Origin of the sequence: Solimonas sp. K1W22B-7, assembly GCF_003428335.1 — a bacterium.
Lineage (GTDB): Bacteria > Pseudomonadota > Gammaproteobacteria > Nevskiales > Nevskiaceae > Solimonas_A.
In genome coordinates this window covers 2,092,160-2,110,557 of record NZ_CP031704.1, presented here as the reverse complement: position 1 = coordinate 2,110,557, position 18,398 = coordinate 2,092,160, and the positions used below count along the sequence as shown (strand labels likewise).

15 protein-coding genes are annotated in these 18,398 nt (G+C 68.6%); 5 read left to right on the top strand and 10 right to left on the bottom strand.

Annotated elements, in window-relative coordinates; all coding sequences use genetic code 11:
• Positions 1 to 148 precede the first annotated feature (148 nt).
• The 8 genes from D0B54_RS09695 to D0B54_RS09660 all read right to left on the bottom strand — a co-directional run bounded on the left by D0B54_RS09695 (position 149) and on the right by D0B54_RS09660 (position 10,576).
• Positions 149 to 1,060: an acyl-CoA dehydrogenase family protein gene (locus tag D0B54_RS09695; RefSeq protein ID WP_117291133.1), complete on the bottom strand. Its 912-nt coding sequence runs from the start codon at positions 1,058 to 1,060 to the stop codon at positions 149 to 151.
• Between the two features lie 42 nt (positions 1,061 to 1,102).
• On the bottom strand, positions 1,103 to 1,612 hold the full coding sequence (locus D0B54_RS09690; protein ID WP_240433581.1) for a CC0125/CC1285 family lipoprotein: 510 nt from the start codon (positions 1,610 to 1,612) through the stop codon (positions 1,103 to 1,105).
• A 139-nt stretch (positions 1,613 to 1,751) separates the two neighbouring features.
• Positions 1,752 to 2,252, bottom strand: a complete 501-nt coding sequence (gene greB, locus D0B54_RS09685; protein WP_117291132.1) for a transcription elongation factor GreB — start codon at positions 2,250 to 2,252, stop codon at positions 1,752 to 1,754.
• Positions 2,253 to 2,315: 63 nt separating this feature from the next.
• Positions 2,316 to 3,161: an SDR family oxidoreductase gene (locus D0B54_RS09680; protein ID WP_117291131.1), complete on the bottom strand. Its 846-nt coding sequence runs from the start codon at positions 3,159 to 3,161 to the stop codon at positions 2,316 to 2,318.
• Between the two features lie 229 nt (positions 3,162 to 3,390).
• Positions 3,391 to 6,105 (bottom strand): MMPL family transporter, encoded by a 2,715-nt coding sequence (locus tag D0B54_RS09675; RefSeq protein WP_117291130.1) that lies wholly within the window; start codon positions 6,103 to 6,105, stop codon positions 3,391 to 3,393.
• A 27-nt stretch (positions 6,106 to 6,132) separates the two neighbouring features.
• Positions 6,133 to 6,966: an outer membrane lipoprotein-sorting protein gene (locus D0B54_RS09670; RefSeq protein WP_162932326.1), complete on the bottom strand. Its 834-nt coding sequence runs from the start codon at positions 6,964 to 6,966 to the stop codon at positions 6,133 to 6,135.
• 126 nt (positions 6,967 to 7,092) lie between these two features.
• Complete coding sequence (locus D0B54_RS09665) at positions 7,093 to 10,335, bottom strand: adenylate/guanylate cyclase domain-containing protein (RefSeq protein WP_117291128.1); 3,243 nt, start codon at positions 10,333 to 10,335, stop codon at positions 7,093 to 7,095.
• Positions 10,336 to 10,393: 58 nt separating this feature from the next.
• Entirely contained in the window at positions 10,394 to 10,576 is a 183-nt protein-coding gene (locus D0B54_RS09660; protein ID WP_117291127.1) for a PLDc N-terminal domain-containing protein, read from the bottom strand.
• A 57-nt stretch (positions 10,577 to 10,633) separates the two neighbouring features.
• Here D0B54_RS09660 and D0B54_RS09655 point away from each other — a divergent pair, with 57 nt between their 5' ends.
• The 5 genes from D0B54_RS09655 (at position 10,634) to D0B54_RS09635 (ending at position 17,099) form a co-directional block, all read left to right on the top strand.
• Positions 10,634 to 12,160 (top strand): protein adenylyltransferase SelO, encoded by a 1,527-nt coding sequence (locus D0B54_RS09655; RefSeq protein WP_240433580.1) that lies wholly within the window; start codon positions 10,634 to 10,636, stop codon positions 12,158 to 12,160.
• A gap of 153 nt (positions 12,161 to 12,313) precedes the next feature.
• The gene (locus tag D0B54_RS09650; RefSeq protein ID WP_205527314.1) at positions 12,314 to 13,372 is read left to right on the top strand and encodes an esterase/lipase family protein; all 1,059 of its coding nucleotides are present in this window, start codon (positions 12,314 to 12,316) and stop codon (positions 13,370 to 13,372) included.
• A gap of 67 nt (positions 13,373 to 13,439) precedes the next feature.
• Complete coding sequence (locus D0B54_RS09645; RefSeq protein WP_117291125.1) at positions 13,440 to 14,435, top strand: HD-GYP domain-containing protein; 996 nt, start codon at positions 13,440 to 13,442, stop codon at positions 14,433 to 14,435.
• 89 nt (positions 14,436 to 14,524) lie between these two features.
• The gene (locus D0B54_RS09640; protein WP_117291124.1) at positions 14,525 to 15,754 is read left to right on the top strand and encodes an NAD(P)/FAD-dependent oxidoreductase; all 1,230 of its coding nucleotides are present in this window, start codon (positions 14,525 to 14,527) and stop codon (positions 15,752 to 15,754) included.
• Between the two features lie 91 nt (positions 15,755 to 15,845).
• A complete protein-coding gene (locus D0B54_RS09635) occupies positions 15,846 to 17,099 on the top strand; it encodes a serine hydrolase domain-containing protein (RefSeq protein ID WP_117291123.1) in 1,254 nt (417 codons plus the stop codon).
• 62 nt (positions 17,100 to 17,161) lie between these two features.
• On the opposite strand, the gene D0B54_RS09630 is transcribed toward D0B54_RS09635, so the two are convergent.
• Together D0B54_RS09630 and D0B54_RS09625 are read right to left on the bottom strand one after the other, a co-directional pair.
• Positions 17,162 to 17,644 carry a DUF3617 domain-containing protein gene (locus tag D0B54_RS09630; RefSeq protein ID WP_117291122.1) on the bottom strand — a complete coding sequence of 161 codons (483 nt, stop codon included), beginning with the start codon at positions 17,642 to 17,644 and terminating at the stop codon, positions 17,162 to 17,164.
• A gap of 94 nt (positions 17,645 to 17,738) precedes the next feature.
• Positions 17,739 to 18,137, bottom strand: a complete 399-nt coding sequence (locus tag D0B54_RS09625) for a hotdog fold thioesterase (protein WP_117291121.1) — start codon at positions 18,135 to 18,137, stop codon at positions 17,739 to 17,741.
• Between the last annotated feature and the right edge of the window lie 261 nt (positions 18,138 to 18,398).

Here is an 18,398-nt window from a genome sequence, read left to right as displayed (position 1 = left end):
CGACCAGATGCGGTCATCAGAAAGCCCCTTAACAGGGGCTTTTTTGTTGCCTGACGACGGGAAACCCCATCGCTGCGACATTCGCAATTCCCGCTCTGGAGAAGAAGCCGTCATACCGGTGAAAGCCGGCATGACGTTCTGGCAGGGATCAGCCTCCCAATCGTTCCCACGCGCGCCCGGTCCGCGTGGCACGCTGCGATGCGGCCACGGTGAACAGCGCTCGATCACGACGCCAGCGTCCAGCAGCTTCGTCGGATTCGACGGACTGCCAGTGTTCATCCGCCTCAACGACCAGTTGGGCGACCGCCGCCAGCGCACCCGCCAGCGCGATGTGCGTGCTGTTCGCCAGCGCATCCAGTGCGGCAATGCCTTCCAGCGACACCAGCACGGCCACTGCCCGCTCGATCCACGCACGCGACCAGTTCAAGCGACGCGCCTCACGCACCAGATATGCGAGCACCGCCGCCTGCACGTGGATGTCTTCCACCGTACGGAAGGGCTTCACGTAGCCCAGGTAGCCATCACCCGGCAGCAGCGCTTCGTCAGCGATCTGCACGTTCTCGAAGCGCAGGCTCGCATGCGGCACCTCGGGCACGAAGGGTGTCGGCGGCATGGCTTCGATGTGTACGCCCGGCTGGTCGGCCGCGACGCGCAGCAGGCGCAGCGCGGGCTTGTCGGACTGCACGGCGTTATCGCGCGCCACCACCAGGAACAGCTGGCCATCCGGGCCCAGCGTGGTCCAGCGCTTGGCGCCGTTCAGCACATTGCCGCTCAGCTCGGTGCGGATGGCGCGCGGGCTGTTGCCGTCCTTCTCGGTGACACAGAGCGCGGCGACCCGATCCAGGGGAAGACCGGGCACCAGTGCCCGCAGCGCGGCCTGGTAGGCGGAGGCAAAGGCCCAGCCGACGCGGTCGGCGGCGTAACCGCCGAGGATGGCCTGGCCGATGCTGCAGGGGCGCTCGCGCGAGCGCGCGAGATGGCGCGGCCACCAGTCGGCCACGCCGGGACATGGGACAGCAAGGCAGTCGCCGCCGAGCAGTGTTTCGATCCAGGAACTCATGCCGCAACTATACGGCGGGAGCCCGGCCTGCCTCGCCTCCGCTCAGCGCTTTTCGGCGTACTTCACCAGCGGCCCGAGGTTGTCGCGCACCTGGCGGGCGTCGAAGGCGTCGGTCACTTCGGCCGGGCGCTTGCCCTTGTACAGGGTGACGTAGGCCTGGGCCTGGTATTCGGTGATCGGGTAGGAGCTGCCGACGGCGACACTGTCGAAGGCATAGCGCGAGTACCAGCCGTAGCCGCCGAAGGCGCTGACGTTCTGCTGGTAGCGGGTCTGCGCCTCGGTATCGGTGCCGCTCATGACGAAGTAGTCGTAGCCGTTCTGCAGGGTCAGTTCGGCGGCACGGAACAGCAGGTAGTTCTCGACCGTCTCGCGGGGAGTCGAGGAGTTACCGGAGAAGCTGACGCGGTAGCGGTTGCTCTCGATGCGCTGGTCGCCGTAACCCTGCCCGTTCTTCATGGGCTGGTAAGGGGTGGTGGTGGCGCAGCCGGCCAGCAGCAGGGGGACTGCCAGGGCAGCGGCGGCGACGGACTTGACGGTTTTGCAGGCAGCCATGGTAGAACTCCGGATACGTCCTTGTGACAGATTACGCCGAAGCCGGTTCCATGGATGCCTGTCCACAAATAACCAATCCAATGAGTGGCTTGCGGCACTCCCTCGCCGGGGCGGATGACGCGTGGCCGGGAGCGGCAGATCAGGCGATGTAACTTACCGAGATGATTTCATATTCGGCCTCGCCGCCCGGCAGGCGCACCCGCACGACCTCGCCCTCGGCCTTGCCCAGCAGGGCCCGGGCCACCGGCGAATCGACACTGATGCGGCCGTCGGCGGCGTCGGTCTCGTCGGCGCCGACGACGCGGAAGCTGCGCTCCTCGCCCTCCTCGTCCGCCACCTGCACCGTCGCCCCGAAGAACACCCGCGAGGGGTCCGCCGGCCGGCCCCCGGCGATCTTGACCTCCTGCAGCCGGGTGGTGAGGTACTTCAGCCGCGCGTCGATCTCGCGCAACTCCTTCTTGCGGTACTGGTACTCGGCGTTCTCGGAGCGGTCACCCTCGGCAGCGGCGGCCGACAGCGCCCGCACCACCTCGGGGCGACGTACCCGCCAGAGCTGCTCGAACTCGGCCTTCAGCCGCGCATGGCCTTCGGCGGTGATGTAGGGCGAGGATTTTTCTGCGGGGGGACGCCAGCGGGACATGATTTTCGGGCAAGAAAAAAGCCGGGGCCACGATTGTAGCCCCGGCTCGGAAACGCAGTTTTGTCAGATCGGCAGCGCGGGCGTGTCGTCCGGCAGGAAGAAGTCCGGCAGGAACTGGGTGGTGCCCGGCACGGCGGCGTACTGCGAGAAGTCGCGCACGCCGGCTTCGTAGAGCACCAGGTCGTCGATGCAGAAGTTGCCGCTGAACTCGCGCGAGTTCCTGGTCAGGATCGCGTGCGCCGCGTCGGCCATGACTTCAGGCGTGCGCGACTGCTTGAGGAAGGAATCCCCGCCGATCATCTTCACCGCGGCCGTGGCGATGGTGGTGCGCGGCCACAGCGAGTTGGCGGCGATGCCGGCCTTGCGGAACTCCTCGGCCCAGCCCAGAGTGCAGAGGCTCATGCCGTACTTGGCCATGGCATAGGCCAGGTTCGGCCCGAACCACTTGGGCTTCATGTCCAGCGGCGGCGACAGCGTCAGGATGTGCGGGTTGGCGGCCTTCTGCAGGTAAGGAATGCAGATGCGGCCGCTCATGTAGGTGCCGCGCGCGTTGATCCCGTTCATCAGATCGTAGCGCTTCATGTCGGTCTGCAGCGTGCCGGTGAGCTGGATCGCGCTGGCGTTGTTGACCAGGATGTCGATGCCGCCGAAGGTGTCGGCGGTTTTCTTCACCGCGTCGGCCAGCTGCTGTTCCTCGCGGATGTCGCAGAGGATCGGCAGCGCCTTGCCGCCGGCCTTCTCGATCTCCTCGGCCGAGGAATAGATCGTGCCCGGCAGCTTGGGATGCGGCTCGGCGGTCTTGGCGGCTATCGCCACGTTGGCGCCGTCGCGCGCCGCGCGCACGGCGATGGCCAGGCCGATACCGCGCGAACCGCCGGTGATGAACAGGGTTTTGCCCTTGAGACTCATGACATCCTCCAGTAACAGGTATTTCCAGGCGAATGCAGCTTGCTGGGGTCGATTCTAGCCAGAAGCGGCAGGCTGCATATCATCCGTATGGAAGGCGGAATTACCGCCGTGCGGCACGCAAAAGATGTGCAGTCCGCAAATACACGCAAATGAACGCGAATGCCTGGTCTTCAATTTGCGTCCATTCGCGTTCATTTGCGGACTGGATCGATTCTTGAACTCGAAGACCCTACTGCAGCATCGCCGTGGTACGCGCGATGCGCTCGGCCTGCACGCGGTTGAGGTTGCGGAAGATGATGGCGGCGATGCGCGGGTAGCGCAGTCGCAGGCGCTCGAGGTCCTGCGAGTCGAAGCGCAGCACGCGCGCGGGAGTGACGGCGTCGACATTCGCGGTGCGGCGCTGGCCGAAGTAGCCGGCCTCGCCGATCACGGCACCGCGGCCCAGGGTGGCCAGGGTCTTGCGCTCGCCGCCGCGGTCGATCCAGGCCTCGAGCGTGCCGTCGACCACCACGTAGATGTCGCGCGACAGGTCGCCCTGGCGGATCAGGCGGCTGCCCTCGTGCTGGCGCTCCATCTTGGACATCAGCGCGAACACGCGCGCCTGGCGCAGGCTCAGGCCCGATAGCAGCGGGATGGTGTGCTGCGGCGACTGGCCCAGGTCCAGGCGCAGCAGGTCCCAAAGGGTGACGATGCGCAGCTTGGAGCCCAGCGCCGGCGTCAGCAGGATGTCGGCGAACCAGGCGATGAACAGCGTGAACGAGGCCAGCGCGCCGAACTGCACCTGGTTCTTCAGCTCGCTGCCGGTGAACACCAGGAAGCCGATGCACAGCGACAGCACGGTGAAGGTCACCGGCCGCAGGATGCTGGCCAGGGCGCTCTTGACCGCCGCGGTCTCGTTGCCCTTGGCGCGGGCGTCGGCGTTGAAGCGCGCCAGGAAATGGATGGTATCGTCCACCGCGATGCCCAGCACGATGCTGGCGATCATGCTGGTGGTGGGGTTCAGGCTGATGCCGCTGATGCCCAGGATGCCGAAGTACAGCAGCACCGGCAGCAGGTTGGGCAGCATCGCCAGCAGCGCGGCGCGCGGCGAGGTGAACATGAATGACAGCATCACCCAGATCGCGAACGAGGCCAGGAAGATCGAGGAGATCTGGCCGGAGGTGATGGCGTTGACGGCGCGCGTCGCCAGCACCGGGCTGCCGGTGAGGCTGGCGTTGAGCGGCGGCTGCAGCTCGCCCAGGCGGGTCTCGGCACGCTGGATGAAGTCCTGGATCGCCGCGGAGCTGTCGACGTTGATGCGCACCGTCAGCAGCGCGGTGCGGAAGCGCGAGTCGATCGCGCGCTTGATCTCAGGGCTGCCGCCGAACACCAGCAGCTGCTTGACCGCGGCGGCCTCGCGCGGCACGGCGTAGTAGGCCGGGTCGCCCTCGTTGAGGCTCTGGTTGATCAGCTTGAGGTGATCGACATAGGACACCACGCTGCCGACTTCCGGCTGGCGCCGCAGCCAGTGCTGCAGCGATTCCACCTGGGTGATCAGCTCGGGATCGGTCAGCGCGTCGTTGACATGGGTCTCGATCAGGATCGAGACGATGCTGGCGCCGTTGAAGGCGCGGTTGATCGCCTCGAAGTCCTGCCGCACCTCGGCATCTTCATGGAAGCTCTTGATGTACTCGGTGCCGACGTGGATGCGGCTGGCGAAATAGAGGTCGATGGGAATCGTCAGCAGGGCGATGCCGATGATCCAGTTGCGCCAGCGCAGGTCGAACACCGCCAGGCGCCGCGCCTGCACCAGGAAGAAGCGTTCGCCCAGCGGGCGGCGCATGATGTTCTTGCCCTGCAGGCGCAGCGCGGAGGGCAGGAAGATCAGCGTCAGCAGCATGCCGTAGATCACGCCCAGCGCCGACAGGCCGGCGAACTGCTGGATCGCCGGCAGCGCCTGCGGCATCAGTGCCAGGAAACCGGCGACGGTGGTGGCGCCCGACAGGAACAGGCCGGGGCCGACCTGCGACAGCACGTGCCGCACCCGCGCTTCGGGAGTCGGCTCGCGCGAGGCGAAGTAGTCGGCCTGCAGGTGCACGGCGTAGGACAGGCCCAGGGTCAGCAGCAGCGGCGGCACGATCGCCGTGACCAGGTTGATCGGGATGTCGAGCAGCACCGCCGAGGCCATGGTCCACAGTAGCGAGGTCACCACCGTGGTGGCGCCCGCGACCATGCCCCAGATGCTGCGGCTGACCAGCAGCAGCATCACCACGATCAGGCCGAGCACCATCGGCAGCGTGAAGGCCAGGGTGTCGAGCAGGGCATCGACCGTGGCGGCCTTGATCACCGGGCCGCCGGTGATCCAGATGCGCTGGGAGCCGGTGACCTGCTGCGCCAGTGCGCGGATCTTCTCGGTGTAGTGCTGCTTGCGGAAGGCTTCCTCTTCGATGTCGCCCAGCGAGATCGAGAAGGCGACGGTGCGGCCGTCCTTGGAGACCAGCGAATCGCGATACATCGGGTTGGCGGCGATCTGCGCCGGGAAGTCCTTGACGCTGGCAGGGTTCTCGCGCGCCTGCACGCCGAAGGTGCTGATCTCCAGCAGGTCGCCCTTGGCCAGGGGATTGGGCACGTTGGCCAGCGAGGAGGCCTGGCGCACGCCGGGCAGTTCGCCGAAACGCTGCGTCAGCAGGTCGATCTGGGCAATGCCCGCCGGCGTGAACACCTCGTCCATCTGCACCGCGACCAGCACGGCGTCGCTGTCGCCGAAGGTCTGGCGGGCGCGGTCGAACACCGCGCGGTCCTCGCCCTTTTCCGGCAGCAGGCGCTCGATCGTCGGATCGATCTTCAGCCGCAGGCGGCCTTCATGAACGTCGTAGACGACCAGGAAAGCCGCCAGCGACAGTATCGCCACCACCGCCATGCAATAGAGCGGATGTGCGGCGATCCAGCGGATGATCCGTTGCATGGGCCCCGGGCGGCGGCGGAAGTGACTTTAGTTGCCGACGTAGAACGTCGAGGGATTGAACAGCCGGTCCGCCAGGTCCTTGCCCGCGGTTACGCCGGTGACCTTGAGCCGCGTCTGCGTGCCTTCCTTGAGATCCGCCACCAGCATGTCGGCCAGGTACCAGGTCGGACCGGACTGGCGCAGGTCCTTGGCATTGCCGGAGAAGCGCTTGCGCACGCTCTGGCCCTCGTAGAACTCGGCCTTCAGCGCCATGCAGCTCTTGGGCTCCACCCAGGCACGGATCGAGGTGTAGCGCGAGCTCTGCCCGGGCTGCGGCGAAAACTGCAGGATCTGCACCGGCGTGCCGTCGAGATCGCCCTTGCCTTCCAGCCTGGCATTGGGATCGAAGAAGGCGTTCTGCACCTGCTTGAGGTCGTTGTAGGACAGGTCGGTGCCCCACAGCGGGCCGTCCATGCTGCCGCCGGTGACGCGCCGCACCTTGTTCAGGGCCGGCACGTAAACGTAGATTTCGTCGGCCTTCTCGCCTTCCTTCATCAGGTAGGCGGCGCCCGCCAGGTCCGGCGGCGAACCGATCTTGAGCATCGCCTTGATCCGGTCCTTGTCGTTCTTGGCGTAGAGCCGGCCACGCATCTGGCGCTCGCCACCGCTGCGGTCGCGCGAAATCAGCTCCACTTCCTTGACCTGCACCGAAGGGGGGATGTTGTTGCGCATGCAGGTGACCAGGGGCGTCGCCGCGCTGGCGGCGGCAGGAGCGGCAGGAGCGGCGCCCGAGGGTGACGCGGGTGGCGCGGGTGGCGCGGTCGCGGCCAGGGCCAGTACCGGTGCGGCCAGAAAGACGATCCCCGCGAGCATTCTGATCATGACGCTCTCCCGACCCCTTGGTCTGGCCGCGCGCAGGGCGCTGCCGTTTGTTGTTTCCCAAGAATAATGCATCCACGGCGACGGTTTCGCGCTATGGATCGCAAAGAACCGCCGGCCAGGGCTGTTTCAGGCCGCTGGAAGACGCTGCAGGGGGACCTCGCCGAGCCGCAGGCGCTCGGCGTGCCGGACCGCTCCCAGGCTCAGGAACCCGCTTTCCGCCGCCGCCCGCCAGCGCTGCGCCTCGGTGCCGGTCGCCCAATGGGACTGCGCCAGTGCCAGCCAGGGTTCCAGGCCGTGCGCACCGGTGGCGTCCACCAGCTGGCGCAGCCGCGCCAGCGGCGCCTCGGGCTGCACCTCTGCCGCCATGTCCGGCGGCAGGCGCAGCAGGGCCAGCAGGGCCTGCGACTCCCAGATGCGAGAGCCGGAGCGCTTGCCGCTGGCGATGCCCTCGCGGGCCAGGCGCAGGCCGTCGTCCAGCCGCCCGGCACCGATATAGGCGGTGGCCAGCACGGCACAGTGGCCGGCCTCGAACTGATGCGCGAAGGCGCCCGGCCGCACCAGGTGCAGCGTGCGCTCCAGCTGCTCGATCGCTTCCTCGTAGCGGCGGTGCAGGCACAGCGCCAGGCCGGTGACGCGGTTGGCGATCTGCTCGAAGAAGGCGCTGTCCGACTGCGAAGAGCGCAGCATCGCCTTCTCCGCCCAGGGCAGGACTTCGCGGTAGTCGCCGGTGAGCATCGCCAGGTCCACGCGATTGGCATAGATCCAGCTGGCGGCGCGATCGTCGGTGTCGGCAAAGGCGGCGGCAGCGGCCAGGTCGCGCTGCGCTTCCTCGAGTTGCCCCAGCCAGCCCAGCATCAGGGCATAGAAGGCCCGCGACATGAAATTGTCACCCTCGATCGGACCGGTGCGCCATTCTTCGCCGGCGGCGTCGAGCAGGGCGATGCCGTCGCGCGGCCGGCCCGCGGCGGTGTGGGTCAGCAGGATGCCGAGACGGAAGCGGTTGACGAACGGCTTCTCGCCGGCCTCCAGCGCCAGCCGCGCAGCCCCGGCCTGGTACTGCGCGGCGGATTCGCAGTCACCGCGGTGCAGCTGCTCGTTGCCGTAGGAGATCATCAGCTCGGCGATGGTGACGACGTCGGCACCCTCCTCCGCCATGTGCCGGGCCTCGTGATAAGCCTTCTCGACCTCGTCCTCGGGGATGGCCGCGAACTGCGCCATGCGGATCAGTCCGGAGCGGGCGACGATGCGCAGCTGACGCGCGCCATCGCTGTCGGGCGCGCGGTCCAGATGGGCCTGCGCCAGGCGGAACTGCTCCAGGGCGGTACGCATGTCGCGCGGCGCGGCCCAGCGCGCCGCCTGCAGGTTCCAGCGCCCGGCCTGCAGCCATTCGCCGGCGTGCTGCCAGTGGTGCGCGATGCGCAGCGCCAGCTCGGTGGGCTCGCCGGCCTTGGGGTGCTGCGCCTCCAGCTCGGCGGCAAGCCGGCCATGCGCGTGGGCGCGGCGCGATTCCAGCTGCGCCTGGTAGGCCACCTCCTGCATCAGCGGATGACAGAAGGCGTACTCGGAGACATCGCGCTGGTGTACGAAACCGGCTTCTTCCAGCAGGCCGAGCTGTTCCTCGAAAGCTTCGTCCTGGCGTTCGGCCAGCGTCGCCAGCAGCGGTGCACGGAACTCCTGGCCGATCACGGCGGCCGATTGCAGCAGGGTCTTGGCGTCGTCCGGCAGGCGGTCGATGCGCGCGGCCAGCAGCGCATGCACGGTGTCCGGCACGCTCCAGTGGCGGATCTCACGGGTCAGCCGGTAGGCGCCGCGCTCACCCTCCAGTTCGCCCGAGTCGGCCAGCGACAGCACCGCCTCCTCGACGAAGAAGGGATTGCCGCCGGCGCGCTCGCGCAGCGTCCGCGGCAGGTTCTGCAGGCTGGGATCGTCGCCCAGCAGGCTGCGCGCCAGGCGCTCGATCTGCGCGTCGTCCAGCGCCGCCACGCGCACCTGCTCGTCGAGCCAGGGGATCAGGCCTTCGCTGATGTAGTCGGGGCGGTAGTTCAGCAGCAGCAGCGTGCGGCTGCCGCGAATCTTCGAGCAGAGCTGCGCGACGAATTCCTCGCTGTTGGAATCGAGGAAATGCAGATCTTCCAGCAACAGCAACTGCGTCTGTTCGCCGTCGCTGCAGGCCAGGTGCTCGGCCAGCAGCTCCATCAGCTTTGCGCGCGCCTGCTCGGCCTGGTCGGGCGCCACCGTCTCGCCGCCGCCCGCGCCGAGGAAGTCGAAGACCGCGGGCAGCAGCGGCACCAGCGCAGGGTTCTGCAGCAAGAAGGTGCCGGCCACCAGCCGCCGCACTTCCTCGGCGCCGGATTCCTGGGTCAGGCCCAGACGGCTGCGCGCCAGCATGCGGATCGGCTGCATCGGCACGGCGTTGCGGTAGGGCACGCCGGTGGCACGGTGCACCGGCAGGCCGGCGACCGCGCAGGCGCGGGCAAACTCGTGGCAGAGGCGCGACTTGCCGATGCCGGCATTGCCGATCACCGCCACCACCTGCCCTTCGCCGTTGCGCACGCGGTCCAGCGCCGACAGCAGCAGGCCCAGTTCGCGTTCGCGACCGACGAAGGGCGAGCCGGAGCGGGCCAGGCTCAGGTCCAGGCGCGTGCGCCCGGCGTTCTGCCCTTCCAGCTCGTAGACCTCCACCGCCTCCTCGACGCCGGCGACCTGCATCGGCCCCAGCTCGCGCAGGCGGAAATAGCCCTCGACCTGGCGCGCGGTCAGGCGCGTCAGATAGACCCGGCCCGGCTCGCAGATGTGCTCCATGCGCGCCGCCAGGTTCACGGTGTGGCCCTGCGCGGTGTAGTCCATGCGCAGGTCGTCGCCGATGCGGCCGACGATCACCTCGCCGGTGTTGAGCCCGACGCGCATCGACAGGTTGAGTCCGTTCTTCAGGCGCAGCTCGTCGGCGAAGCGCCGCACCTCGCGCTGCATCTCCAGCGCCGCGAAGCAGGCACGGCTGGCATGGTCCTCGTGCGCCACCGGCGCGCCGAACAGGGCCATGATGCCGTCGCCGGTGTACTGGTTGACGGTGCCTTCGTAGCGGTGCACCGCCGCCGACAGGATCGAGAAGAAGCGGTCGAGGATCGAGTGCCACAGCTCGGGGCCGGCTTCCGCCGCCAGGCGCGTGGAGCCCTTGACGTCGGCGAACAGCACGGTGACGCGCTTGCGCTCGCCCTGCAGCGCCGCGCGGCTGCGCAGCACCTGCTCGGCCAGGTGCCGCGGCGTATAGCTGCGCGGCGCCGCGGGGGCGGCATCCAGGCGCTGGCCGCACTGGTTGCAGAAGCGCGCGCCGTCGGGGTTCTGGCTGCTACAGGAGGGGCATGTGGGCATGCCCGCATCATAGCGCCGGGGGTTGCCCCGGGATCAATTACCTCCCGCTTCGGCGGGATCAGCGTCCGCTCTTGGGCCCCAGGAAGAACCACAGGATCAAGCCCAGTACCGGCAGCAGCAGCAGCACGATCCACAGCGCCTTCCTGCCCGGATCGGCACCGCTCTGGGCGATGTTGATGACGGCATATACCACCGCGATCAAGACCAGAATGCCGAAGATGCCGCCGTATCCGTAGTTCATCGCCACATCCCTTCCTTGGGTATGCACGGGCCATGCGGAAGGCACTTCGAACGCCGCATGAACGGCCGGCGCGCTATCCTGCGCGCCATGCCGGACCCGACCTCCCCTCTCCAGGACCTGCCGCTGGACCACGGATACGCCGCCCTGGGCGGCAGCTATCACGCCCGCGTCAGCCCCGCTCCCCTGCCCGACGCCCGCCTGCTGCATTTCAACCCGGACGCCGCCGCGCTGATCGGCCTGGATCCGGCGGCGGCGGACGATCCGGCCTTCCTGGCGGTGATGGCAGGCAATGCCGAGCTGCCCGGCGGCGACTACCTGGCCTCGCTCTATGCCGGTCACCAGTTCGGCCAGTGGGTGCCGCAGCTGGGTGACGGCCGCGCGCTGCTCATCGGCGCCGTGCGCAACACCCGCGGCGAAACCTGGGAGCTGCAGCTCAAGGGCGCCGGGCCGACACCGTTCTCGCGCTTCGCCGACGGCCGCGCGGTGCTGCGCTCCAGCATCCGCGAGTATCTCTGCGGCGAGGCGATGCATCGGCTGGGCATCCCCACCACGCGGGCGCTATGCCTGGTCGGCAGCAGCGAGCCGGTGCGGCGCGAAACCGTCGAACACGCGGCGGTGGTCTGCCGCATGGCGCCAAGCTTCCTGCGCTTCGGCCACTTCGAAGTGTTCTTCTACCGCAACCAGCACGAGCAGCTGCGGCCGCTGGCCGACTACGCGATCGAAAGCTTCTTCCCGCAGTTCGCCGGGCGCCCGGACCGCTACCGCGCCTGGCTGACCGAGGTCTGCGAGCGCACGGCGCGGCTGATGGCACAGTGGCAGACCGCGGGCTTCTGCCACGGCGTGATGAACACCGACAACATGTCGATCCTGGGCCTGACCCTGGACTACGGCCCCTACGGCTTCATGGACGGCTTCGACGCCGGCCACATCTGCAACCACTCCGACGAGGGCGGGCGCTACGCCTACGACCAGCAGCCGCGCATCGGCCACTGGAACGTCTCGCGCCTGGTGCAGGCCACGCTGCCGCTGCTGCACGAGAACCCGGACACGGCGGTGGAGATCGGCACCGCGATCATCGACGGCTATGGCACCGCCTATGGCCAGGAAGTGGTACAGCGCTGGCGCGCCAAGATCGGCCTGCGCGAGCACCACGACGGCGACGAGCAGCTGGTCAACCGCCTGCTGACGCTGATGCACCAGGGCCGCAGCGACTTCACGCGCAGCTTCCGCCACCTGTCGCGCATCCGTGCCGGCGACGAGGGGCCGGCCACGGGCGTGCGCGAGGAGATCGTCGCGCAGGAAGCCTTCGACGCCTGGGTGACCGACTACCGCGCGCGTCTGCGCGCAGAGCAGTCCGACGACGCCATGCGCGCCGCGGCGATGAACGCGGTGAACCCGAAGTACGTGCTGCGCAATCACCTGGCGCAAGCCTGCATCGAGCGGGCCGAGGCCGGGGACTTCGGCGAGCTCGGGCGGCTGATGCAGCTGCTGGCGAGGCCTTTCGACGAGCAGCCGGAGTTCGAGGCTTATGCGGCGGAACCGCCGGCGGAGGCCCGGCATATCAGCGTGAGCTGCTCGTCCTGAGCCTGGCTTCTGTGGGAGCGACGCAAGTCGCGATCTTTCCCCAAGAGATCGCGACTTGCGTCGCTCCCACGGGACGCTGTGCATACCTTGATCGGATGAGGCAGCGTTCACCGCCATGCCCGAGGCTGCGGCATCGCTACCGGAATGCCCACCATGACCCTTCGCATCCCTGCTCTCGCCGCACTCGCAACCACCCTGCTGCTGTCCGCCTGCACCGGCGGCTCCGCCTCGGGGGAGTCCAGCGTAACCGAGCCGCCGCTGGAAACCGATGTCGCCAAGCTCGAGGCCGGCCTGAGCTGCACGGAGTTCACGCACCCGGACAAGCCCGCGGTGCTGCTGGTGCACGGCACCTTCACCGCCGGTTTCGAGCAGTACGACTGGACCTACAAGCCCCTGCTCGTCGCGCGCGGCTACGACGTCTGCACGGTGACCTACCCGGACCGCGGCCTCGGCGATGCGCAGATCTCCGCGGAATACGTGGTGCATGCCCTGCGCCAGATGCGCGCGCGCAGTGGCCGCAAGGTGGCGATGATCGGCCACAGCCAGGGCGTGGCGGTGCCGCGCTGGGCGATCAAGTGGTGGCCCTCGGCGCGCGACGCGGTGGATGACTTCGTGATGCAGGCCGGCCCCAACCATGGCGGCGATCCGGTGGGTCTTTTCACCCTGCTGCGGCCGATACTCCCGGGCGCCAGCAGCGCCGCACCGGTCCTGCCCGAGGCGCTGTACCAGATGGTCGGCAATTCGGCCTTCATCCAGGCCACCAATGCCGGCGACGAAACGCCGGGCGACATCTCCTACAGCGCGATGTACACCCTGTTCGACGAGCTGGTGCAGCCGGTCAACCCGGTGCCGACCGCGGCGGTGGACTGGCAGCAGGACAATCCGAAGGTGGCCAACATCCTGCTGCAGGATGTCTGCCCGGGGCGCATCGTCGACCACGTCACCATCGGCCTGATCGATCGCCTGGCCTTCGAGCTGGCGCTGGACGCGATCGGGCACCCGGGACCGGCGAACGTCGAGCGCGTGCTGGAAGCCGCGGGCGGCCAGTCCGCGCTCTGCGGCCTGCTGCCGATCCTGCCGTCCCTCGAGATCGCGCCGCTGCCGCAATTGCTGCTGGGCCTGCTCGGCATCCTGCCGCAGGACGCCGCCGCCGGGCTGCCGCAGCTGCACTTGTCTACCGGGGAGCCGGAACTGAAACCCTACGCACGCTGAACCGGATCGCGGTTCAGCACGCAGAAAACTCCGGATGCCTTAGAGTGATGGCAGACCGGAGAACTGGATGCTGGTTGAACCCCGCAAGGCAACCCTGCTGCTGGTGGACGACGATCCGTCCCGCCTCGATGCCCTGCGCGCCATCCTCCAGGACCAGCACTCGCTGCTGCTGGCGACCAATGCCGAATCCGCGCTGGCACTGACCAGCGAGGAACCACCGCCGGACCTGGTGCTGGTCGATGCCGCCGTGCCGGGCATGGACGGCTACGAACTCTGCCGCCGGCTCAAGGCCGACACGCGCACGCGCCGCATTCCGGTGGTCCTGCTGGCCGACCCGGAGCAGCTGCGCGACGACGCCGAGTTCTTCGCCATGGCGGGCGTCGACTGCCTGGTGGGCCCGCTCAGCCCGGCGCTGCTGCGCGCCCGCGTCGCCACGCAGCTGACGCTGGCCGCCCAGGCGCGGCGGCTGGCCGAGCTGGAGGAGAGTCGCCTGCAGCTGATCCAGCGCTTCGGCCGCGCCGCCGAGCTGCGCGTGGACCCCGATCCCGCCGGTGCCGATCTCGCCGGCCCGCTGACGCGCCTGCTGGCGCTGGCCGCGGGACTGGACGAGCGCAGCGCCGATACCCTGGCGCTGGCGGCGCTGCTGCGCGACGTCGGCAAGATCGGTGTGCCGGACAGCGTGCTGTACAAGATCGAGGCGCTGTCGCTGGACGACTGGGAGCAGATGCGCCGCCACCCGCTGATCGGTGCGCAGATCATCGGCCAGCACGGCCACCCCCTGCTCGATACCGCGCGCATCGTCGCCCTGACCCACCATGAGCACTGGGACGGCGGCGGCTATCCCTGGGGCCTGGCCGGCGAAGCGATCCCGCTGGCGGGCCGCATCGTCGCCATCGTCGATGCCTTCTGCGCCATCATCTCGCCGCGCAGCTACCGCCCGGCACGCCCGCCGGCGCAGGCGGTGGCACTGATCCTGGAACGCGCCGGCAGCTACTACGACCCGGCACTGGCGGCGCGCCTGCGCGGGCTGCTGCCGGACATCGAGGCGCTGCTGGCGCATTAGGAATCCGGCCCCTCCGCTACCCCAAACGGCGGATGCAGCGGGCGCCGGCCCTGCCCGACACTGCCGCACCATCAAGCAGGCAGCAGGGCATGAGCGACACCCAGGATCCCATCGTCATCGTTGGCGCCGGCCAGGCCGGCGCGGAAACCGCCGTGGAGTTGCGCAAGCTCGGACACCAGGGCCGCATCGTCATCGTGGGTGAAGAACCCCATCTGCCCTACAAGCGCCCGCCGCTGTCCAAGGCTTATCTCGCCGGCAGCGTCAGTGCGGAAAGCCTCTACGTGATGCAGCGACCGAACCTGGAGAAGGCCGGCATCGAGGTGATCACCGATTGCCGCGTGGAAAGCATCGACCGCGCGAACAAGCGCCTGGCCCTCTCCGGCGGCGGCACGCTGGCGTACTCGAAGCTGGCCCTGGCCACCGGCGGCCGCGCGCGCATGCTGAGCCTGCCCGGTGCCGACAAGCCCAACGTCTACCCGCTGCGCTCGATCGCCGACGTCGAATCGATCCGCGCGCACTGCCAGCCGGGCAAGCGCGCCGTGATCGTCGGCGGCGGCTTCATCGGCCTGGAAGTGGCGGCGGTGGCGGTCAAGCTGGGGCTGCAGGTGACCGTGCTGGAAAGCCTGCCGCGCGTGCTGGCGCGCGTGACGGTGCCGGAGATCTCGGAGTTCTACGAGAAAGCGCATCGCGACGCCGGGGTGGACCTGCGTACCGGCGTGCAGATCAGCGCTTTCGAGGGCGGCGACACGGTGACCCATGTCCTGCTCGGCGACGGCACGCGTATCCAGGCCGACTTCGTGGTCGCCGGCATCGGCCTGATCGCCAACGTCGAGCTGGCGCAGGCGGCAGGCCTGGAGGTGGACAACGGCATCGTCGTCGACGAGTTCACGCAGACCTCGGACCCGGACATCGTCGCCGCCGGCGACTGCAGCAACCACCCGAACATCCACTACGGCCGCCGCCTGCGCCTGGAGTCGGTGCAGAACGCGATGGAACAGGGCCGCGCCGCCGCGCATGCCCTCGCCGGCCAGCCGCGGCGCTACGACATGGTGCCCTGGTTCTGGTCGGACCAGTACGACCTCAAGCTGCAGATGGTGGGCCTGTCGGCCGGCTTCGACCGCTTCGTGCTGCGCGGCGACCCGGCCACGCGCTCCTTTGCCGCCTTCTACCTGGGCGACGGCAAGCTGATCGCCGCCGACGCCGTCAGCCGGCCACAGGATTTCATGTTCGCCAAGAAGCTGGTCGCGCTGCGCGCACAGATAAATCCGGAGCAGCTCGCAGACGAGTCGGTACCGCTGAAGTCGCTGCTGCCTGCGTAACATAGGGCTGACTCGCCGGACTCATGGTCCGCGCACCCGCCGGCCCGGCCTCAAGGCCGCGGCGGCAGGCTCAAGATTCCAGGGGAATTCCATGCTGATGTACCTGCGCCCCGGGCGCATCGCCGTACCGCGCGACCTGCGCCCGCTCACCGCCATCGATCATGCCGCGGAGTGCCGCCCGCAGGACGTGGGCATGACCGAGGACGGCGTGAACCGCATCTGGCGGTCGGTGGAATCGCTGTACCGCAGCGGCCTGCAGCCGGCGATCACCCTGGTGATCCGCCGCCACGGCCGCATCGTGATGAAGCGCGCGCTCGGCGCGGTTTCCGGCAACGGCCCCGGTGACAGCAGCCCGCTGGTGCCGCTGCAGCCGGATGCGCCGATCTGCCTGTTCTCCGCCTCCAAGGCGATCTCGGCGCTGCTGCTGCACAAGCTGATCGAGCAGGGCAAGCTCCGGCTCGAGGACCGCATCGCCGACACCATCCCGGAGTTCGCGCAATGCGGCAAGGGCCGCGTCACGGTGCGCCAGCTGCTGGGACACCGTGCCGGCATCCCGGACCTGCCGCACGTCGACCCGAAGCCGGAACTGCTGCTGGAGTGGGACGAGATCGTGCGTCTGCTCTGCGAAGCCAAGCCCTTCGATCCGGATTTCGACAAGCAGGCCTACCACGCACTGACCGCCGGCTTCATCGTCGGCGAACTGCTGCGGCGCATCACCGGGCGCGAGCTGCCGGAACTGCTGCGCGAGTGGATCGCCGAGCCGCTGGGCTGCCGCTACATGACCTACGGCCTGGCTGCCGCCGACCGCGCCAAGGCACCGCGCAATGCCTGCACCGGCATCACGCCGGTATGGCCGCTGACGCGCCTGGCCCAGCAGGTGCTGGGCGTGCCCTTCGACGCCGCGGTGGAAGCCTCCAACGCGGATGCGTTCTACGATGCCGTCGTGCCGGCCGGCAACATCTGGGCGACCGCCGACGAAACCAGCCGCGTATTCCAGATGCTGCTCAATGGCGGCACCTACGACGGCCGGCGCCTGTTCAAGCCGGAAACGGTGCGCGAAATGACTACGCGCGTCGGCCGCTCCTGGCAATTCGACCACACCCTGGGCATCCCCATGCCTTTCTCCCCCGGCTTCATGCTCGGCGCCAACCCGGTGGGCCTGTATGGTCTCAACAGCGGCCAGGCCTTCGGCCACATCGGCTTCATGACCGTGATCTGCTGGGCCGACCCGGCGCGCGACATTTCCGTGGCCCTGCTCAACACCGGCAAGTCGCTGTCGCCCTCGGGCTTCCTGCGCGTCACGCAGGTGGTCGGGGCGATCGGCTCGGCCTGCCCGGCCGTCTGAGGCCCTGAAACGACAGCGCCCCGGCCTCCAGAGGGAGACCGGGGCGCCGGGTCATGCTCCGACTACAGGCAGGGGCCGACGTAGTGGCCGGTGGTTTCCTGCGTCATCTTGATCTTGCCCATGTCCTTGTCGTTCATGGTGGTGGTCATGGTCGAGGTCATGTTGGTCGCGGTGTAGGTCGCGGTGCCCGTGCCCTCGGCCTTGCCGCCCGGGGTGTCGCAGCTGGCCGACCAGTTGATCGTGTTGCCCTGGCGATCCATCTTGGTGATCTTGCACTTGTCGCGCTCGTTCTTGGGCACCAGGTCGTCCTTGGTGACGCAGCGCTGGAAGGTCATGGTCATGCCCTTGGGACCGAACTGCGGCATCTGCATGCCCGGCGGCAGTTTCATGCCGGGCGGCAGCTGCGGGGTTTCGGTGGGCATGGCCGGGCCGCCATCCATCTTCATCACGCTGGTGTATTCCCATTTGCCGATCTGCGGCTCGCCAGCCAGGGCCACGGCGCTCGCGGCCAGACCCAGCAGGGCCATCGTCCACTGCTTGTACATGAAGTCTCTCCCGTTTTATGGCCGGCCAGCGCCGGTGAGCCAGTATAGGGGCGCAGATTGCACCCGGATGATGGCGCTGTCTGCGCAGCAGTTCTCAACCGGCCGGAACCACCGCCAGCGTGCAGCGCGACAGGCAGACCAGCTTGCCGTCCTCGTCGCTGATGCGGATTTCCCAGACCTGGGTACGGCGGCCGACGTGGATCGGCGTCGCCACCGCGGTCACCACGCCGTCACGCTTGCCGCGCAGGTGGTTGGCATTGATCTCCAGGCCAACGACACCTTCCTTGCTCTGGTCCACGTTCATCCAGCCGCCGATGGAGGCTACCGTCTCGGCCAGCGCCACCGAGGCACCGCCGTGCAGCAGGCCGAAGGGCTGGTGCACCTTGGGCGCCACCGGCATGCGCGCGACGACGCGCTCCTTGGTCATCTCGACGATGTCCATGTCCAGCGTGGTCGCCAGGGTCTGGCGCGTGGGGTTCTGCAGTTCGCTCATGCCGCCGCTCCTCGAAAGTGGATGGCGGCATTGTAGGCCTTGCGCAGTCCTCCTCCGCACCGTGAGTGCGGACAGGCCTGTCGGCCCCGGAGGATCAGCGACCGGGACTGCGCGGGTCCTGGGACTGTCGCGCCAGGTCCGCCATGGCCGCGGCAAAGCCGCAGAACGGTATCAGCAACTCGGACTGGGGGATGGCGGCTGGCGCTGCGCGCAGCGGCCGCACCCGGTGGAGAGGGGCGGTACGGCGAGTCAGACGATCAG

What these genes read in the sequence shown, in the direction of transcription:
- D0B54_RS09695 (WP_117291133.1), bottom strand. Translation starts at nt 1,060, where the DNA reads ATGAGTTCCTGGATCGAAACACTGCTCGGCGGCGACTGCCTTGCTGTC.
- D0B54_RS09660 (WP_117291127.1), bottom strand. Translation starts at nt 10,576, where the DNA reads ATGAACTACGGATACGGCGGCATCTTCGGCATTCTGGTCTTGATCGCG.
- greB (WP_117291132.1), bottom strand. Translation starts at nt 2,252, where the DNA reads ATGTCCCGCTGGCGTCCCCCCGCAGAAAAATCCTCGCCCTACATCACC.
- D0B54_RS09655 (WP_240433580.1), top strand. Translation starts at nt 10,634, where the DNA reads ATGAACGGCCGGCGCGCTATCCTGCGCGCCATGCCGGACCCGACCTCC.
- D0B54_RS09625 (WP_117291121.1), bottom strand. Translation starts at nt 18,137, where the DNA reads ATGAGCGAACTGCAGAACCCCACGCGCCAGACCCTGGCGACCACGCTG.
- D0B54_RS09680 (WP_117291131.1), bottom strand. Translation starts at nt 3,161, where the DNA reads ATGAGTCTCAAGGGCAAAACCCTGTTCATCACCGGCGGTTCGCGCGGT.
- D0B54_RS09670 (WP_162932326.1), bottom strand. Translation starts at nt 6,966, where the DNA reads ATGATCAGAATGCTCGCGGGGATCGTCTTTCTGGCCGCACCGGTACTG.
- D0B54_RS09675 (WP_117291130.1), bottom strand. Translation starts at nt 6,105, where the DNA reads ATGCAACGGATCATCCGCTGGATCGCCGCACATCCGCTCTATTGCATG.
- D0B54_RS09645 (WP_117291125.1), top strand. Translation starts at nt 13,440, where the DNA reads ATGCTGGTTGAACCCCGCAAGGCAACCCTGCTGCTGGTGGACGACGAT.
- D0B54_RS09630 (WP_117291122.1), bottom strand. Translation starts at nt 17,644, where the DNA reads ATGTACAAGCAGTGGACGATGGCCCTGCTGGGTCTGGCCGCGAGCGCC.
- D0B54_RS09635 (WP_117291123.1), top strand. Translation starts at nt 15,846, where the DNA reads ATGCTGATGTACCTGCGCCCCGGGCGCATCGCCGTACCGCGCGACCTG.
- D0B54_RS09650 (WP_205527314.1), top strand. Translation starts at nt 12,314, where the DNA reads ATGACCCTTCGCATCCCTGCTCTCGCCGCACTCGCAACCACCCTGCTG.
- D0B54_RS09665 (WP_117291128.1), bottom strand. Translation starts at nt 10,335, where the DNA reads ATGCCCACATGCCCCTCCTGTAGCAGCCAGAACCCCGACGGCGCGCGC.
- D0B54_RS09690 (WP_240433581.1), bottom strand. Translation starts at nt 1,612, where the DNA reads ATGGCTGCCTGCAAAACCGTCAAGTCCGTCGCCGCCGCTGCCCTGGCA.
- D0B54_RS09640 (WP_117291124.1), top strand. Translation starts at nt 14,525, where the DNA reads ATGAGCGACACCCAGGATCCCATCGTCATCGTTGGCGCCGGCCAGGCC.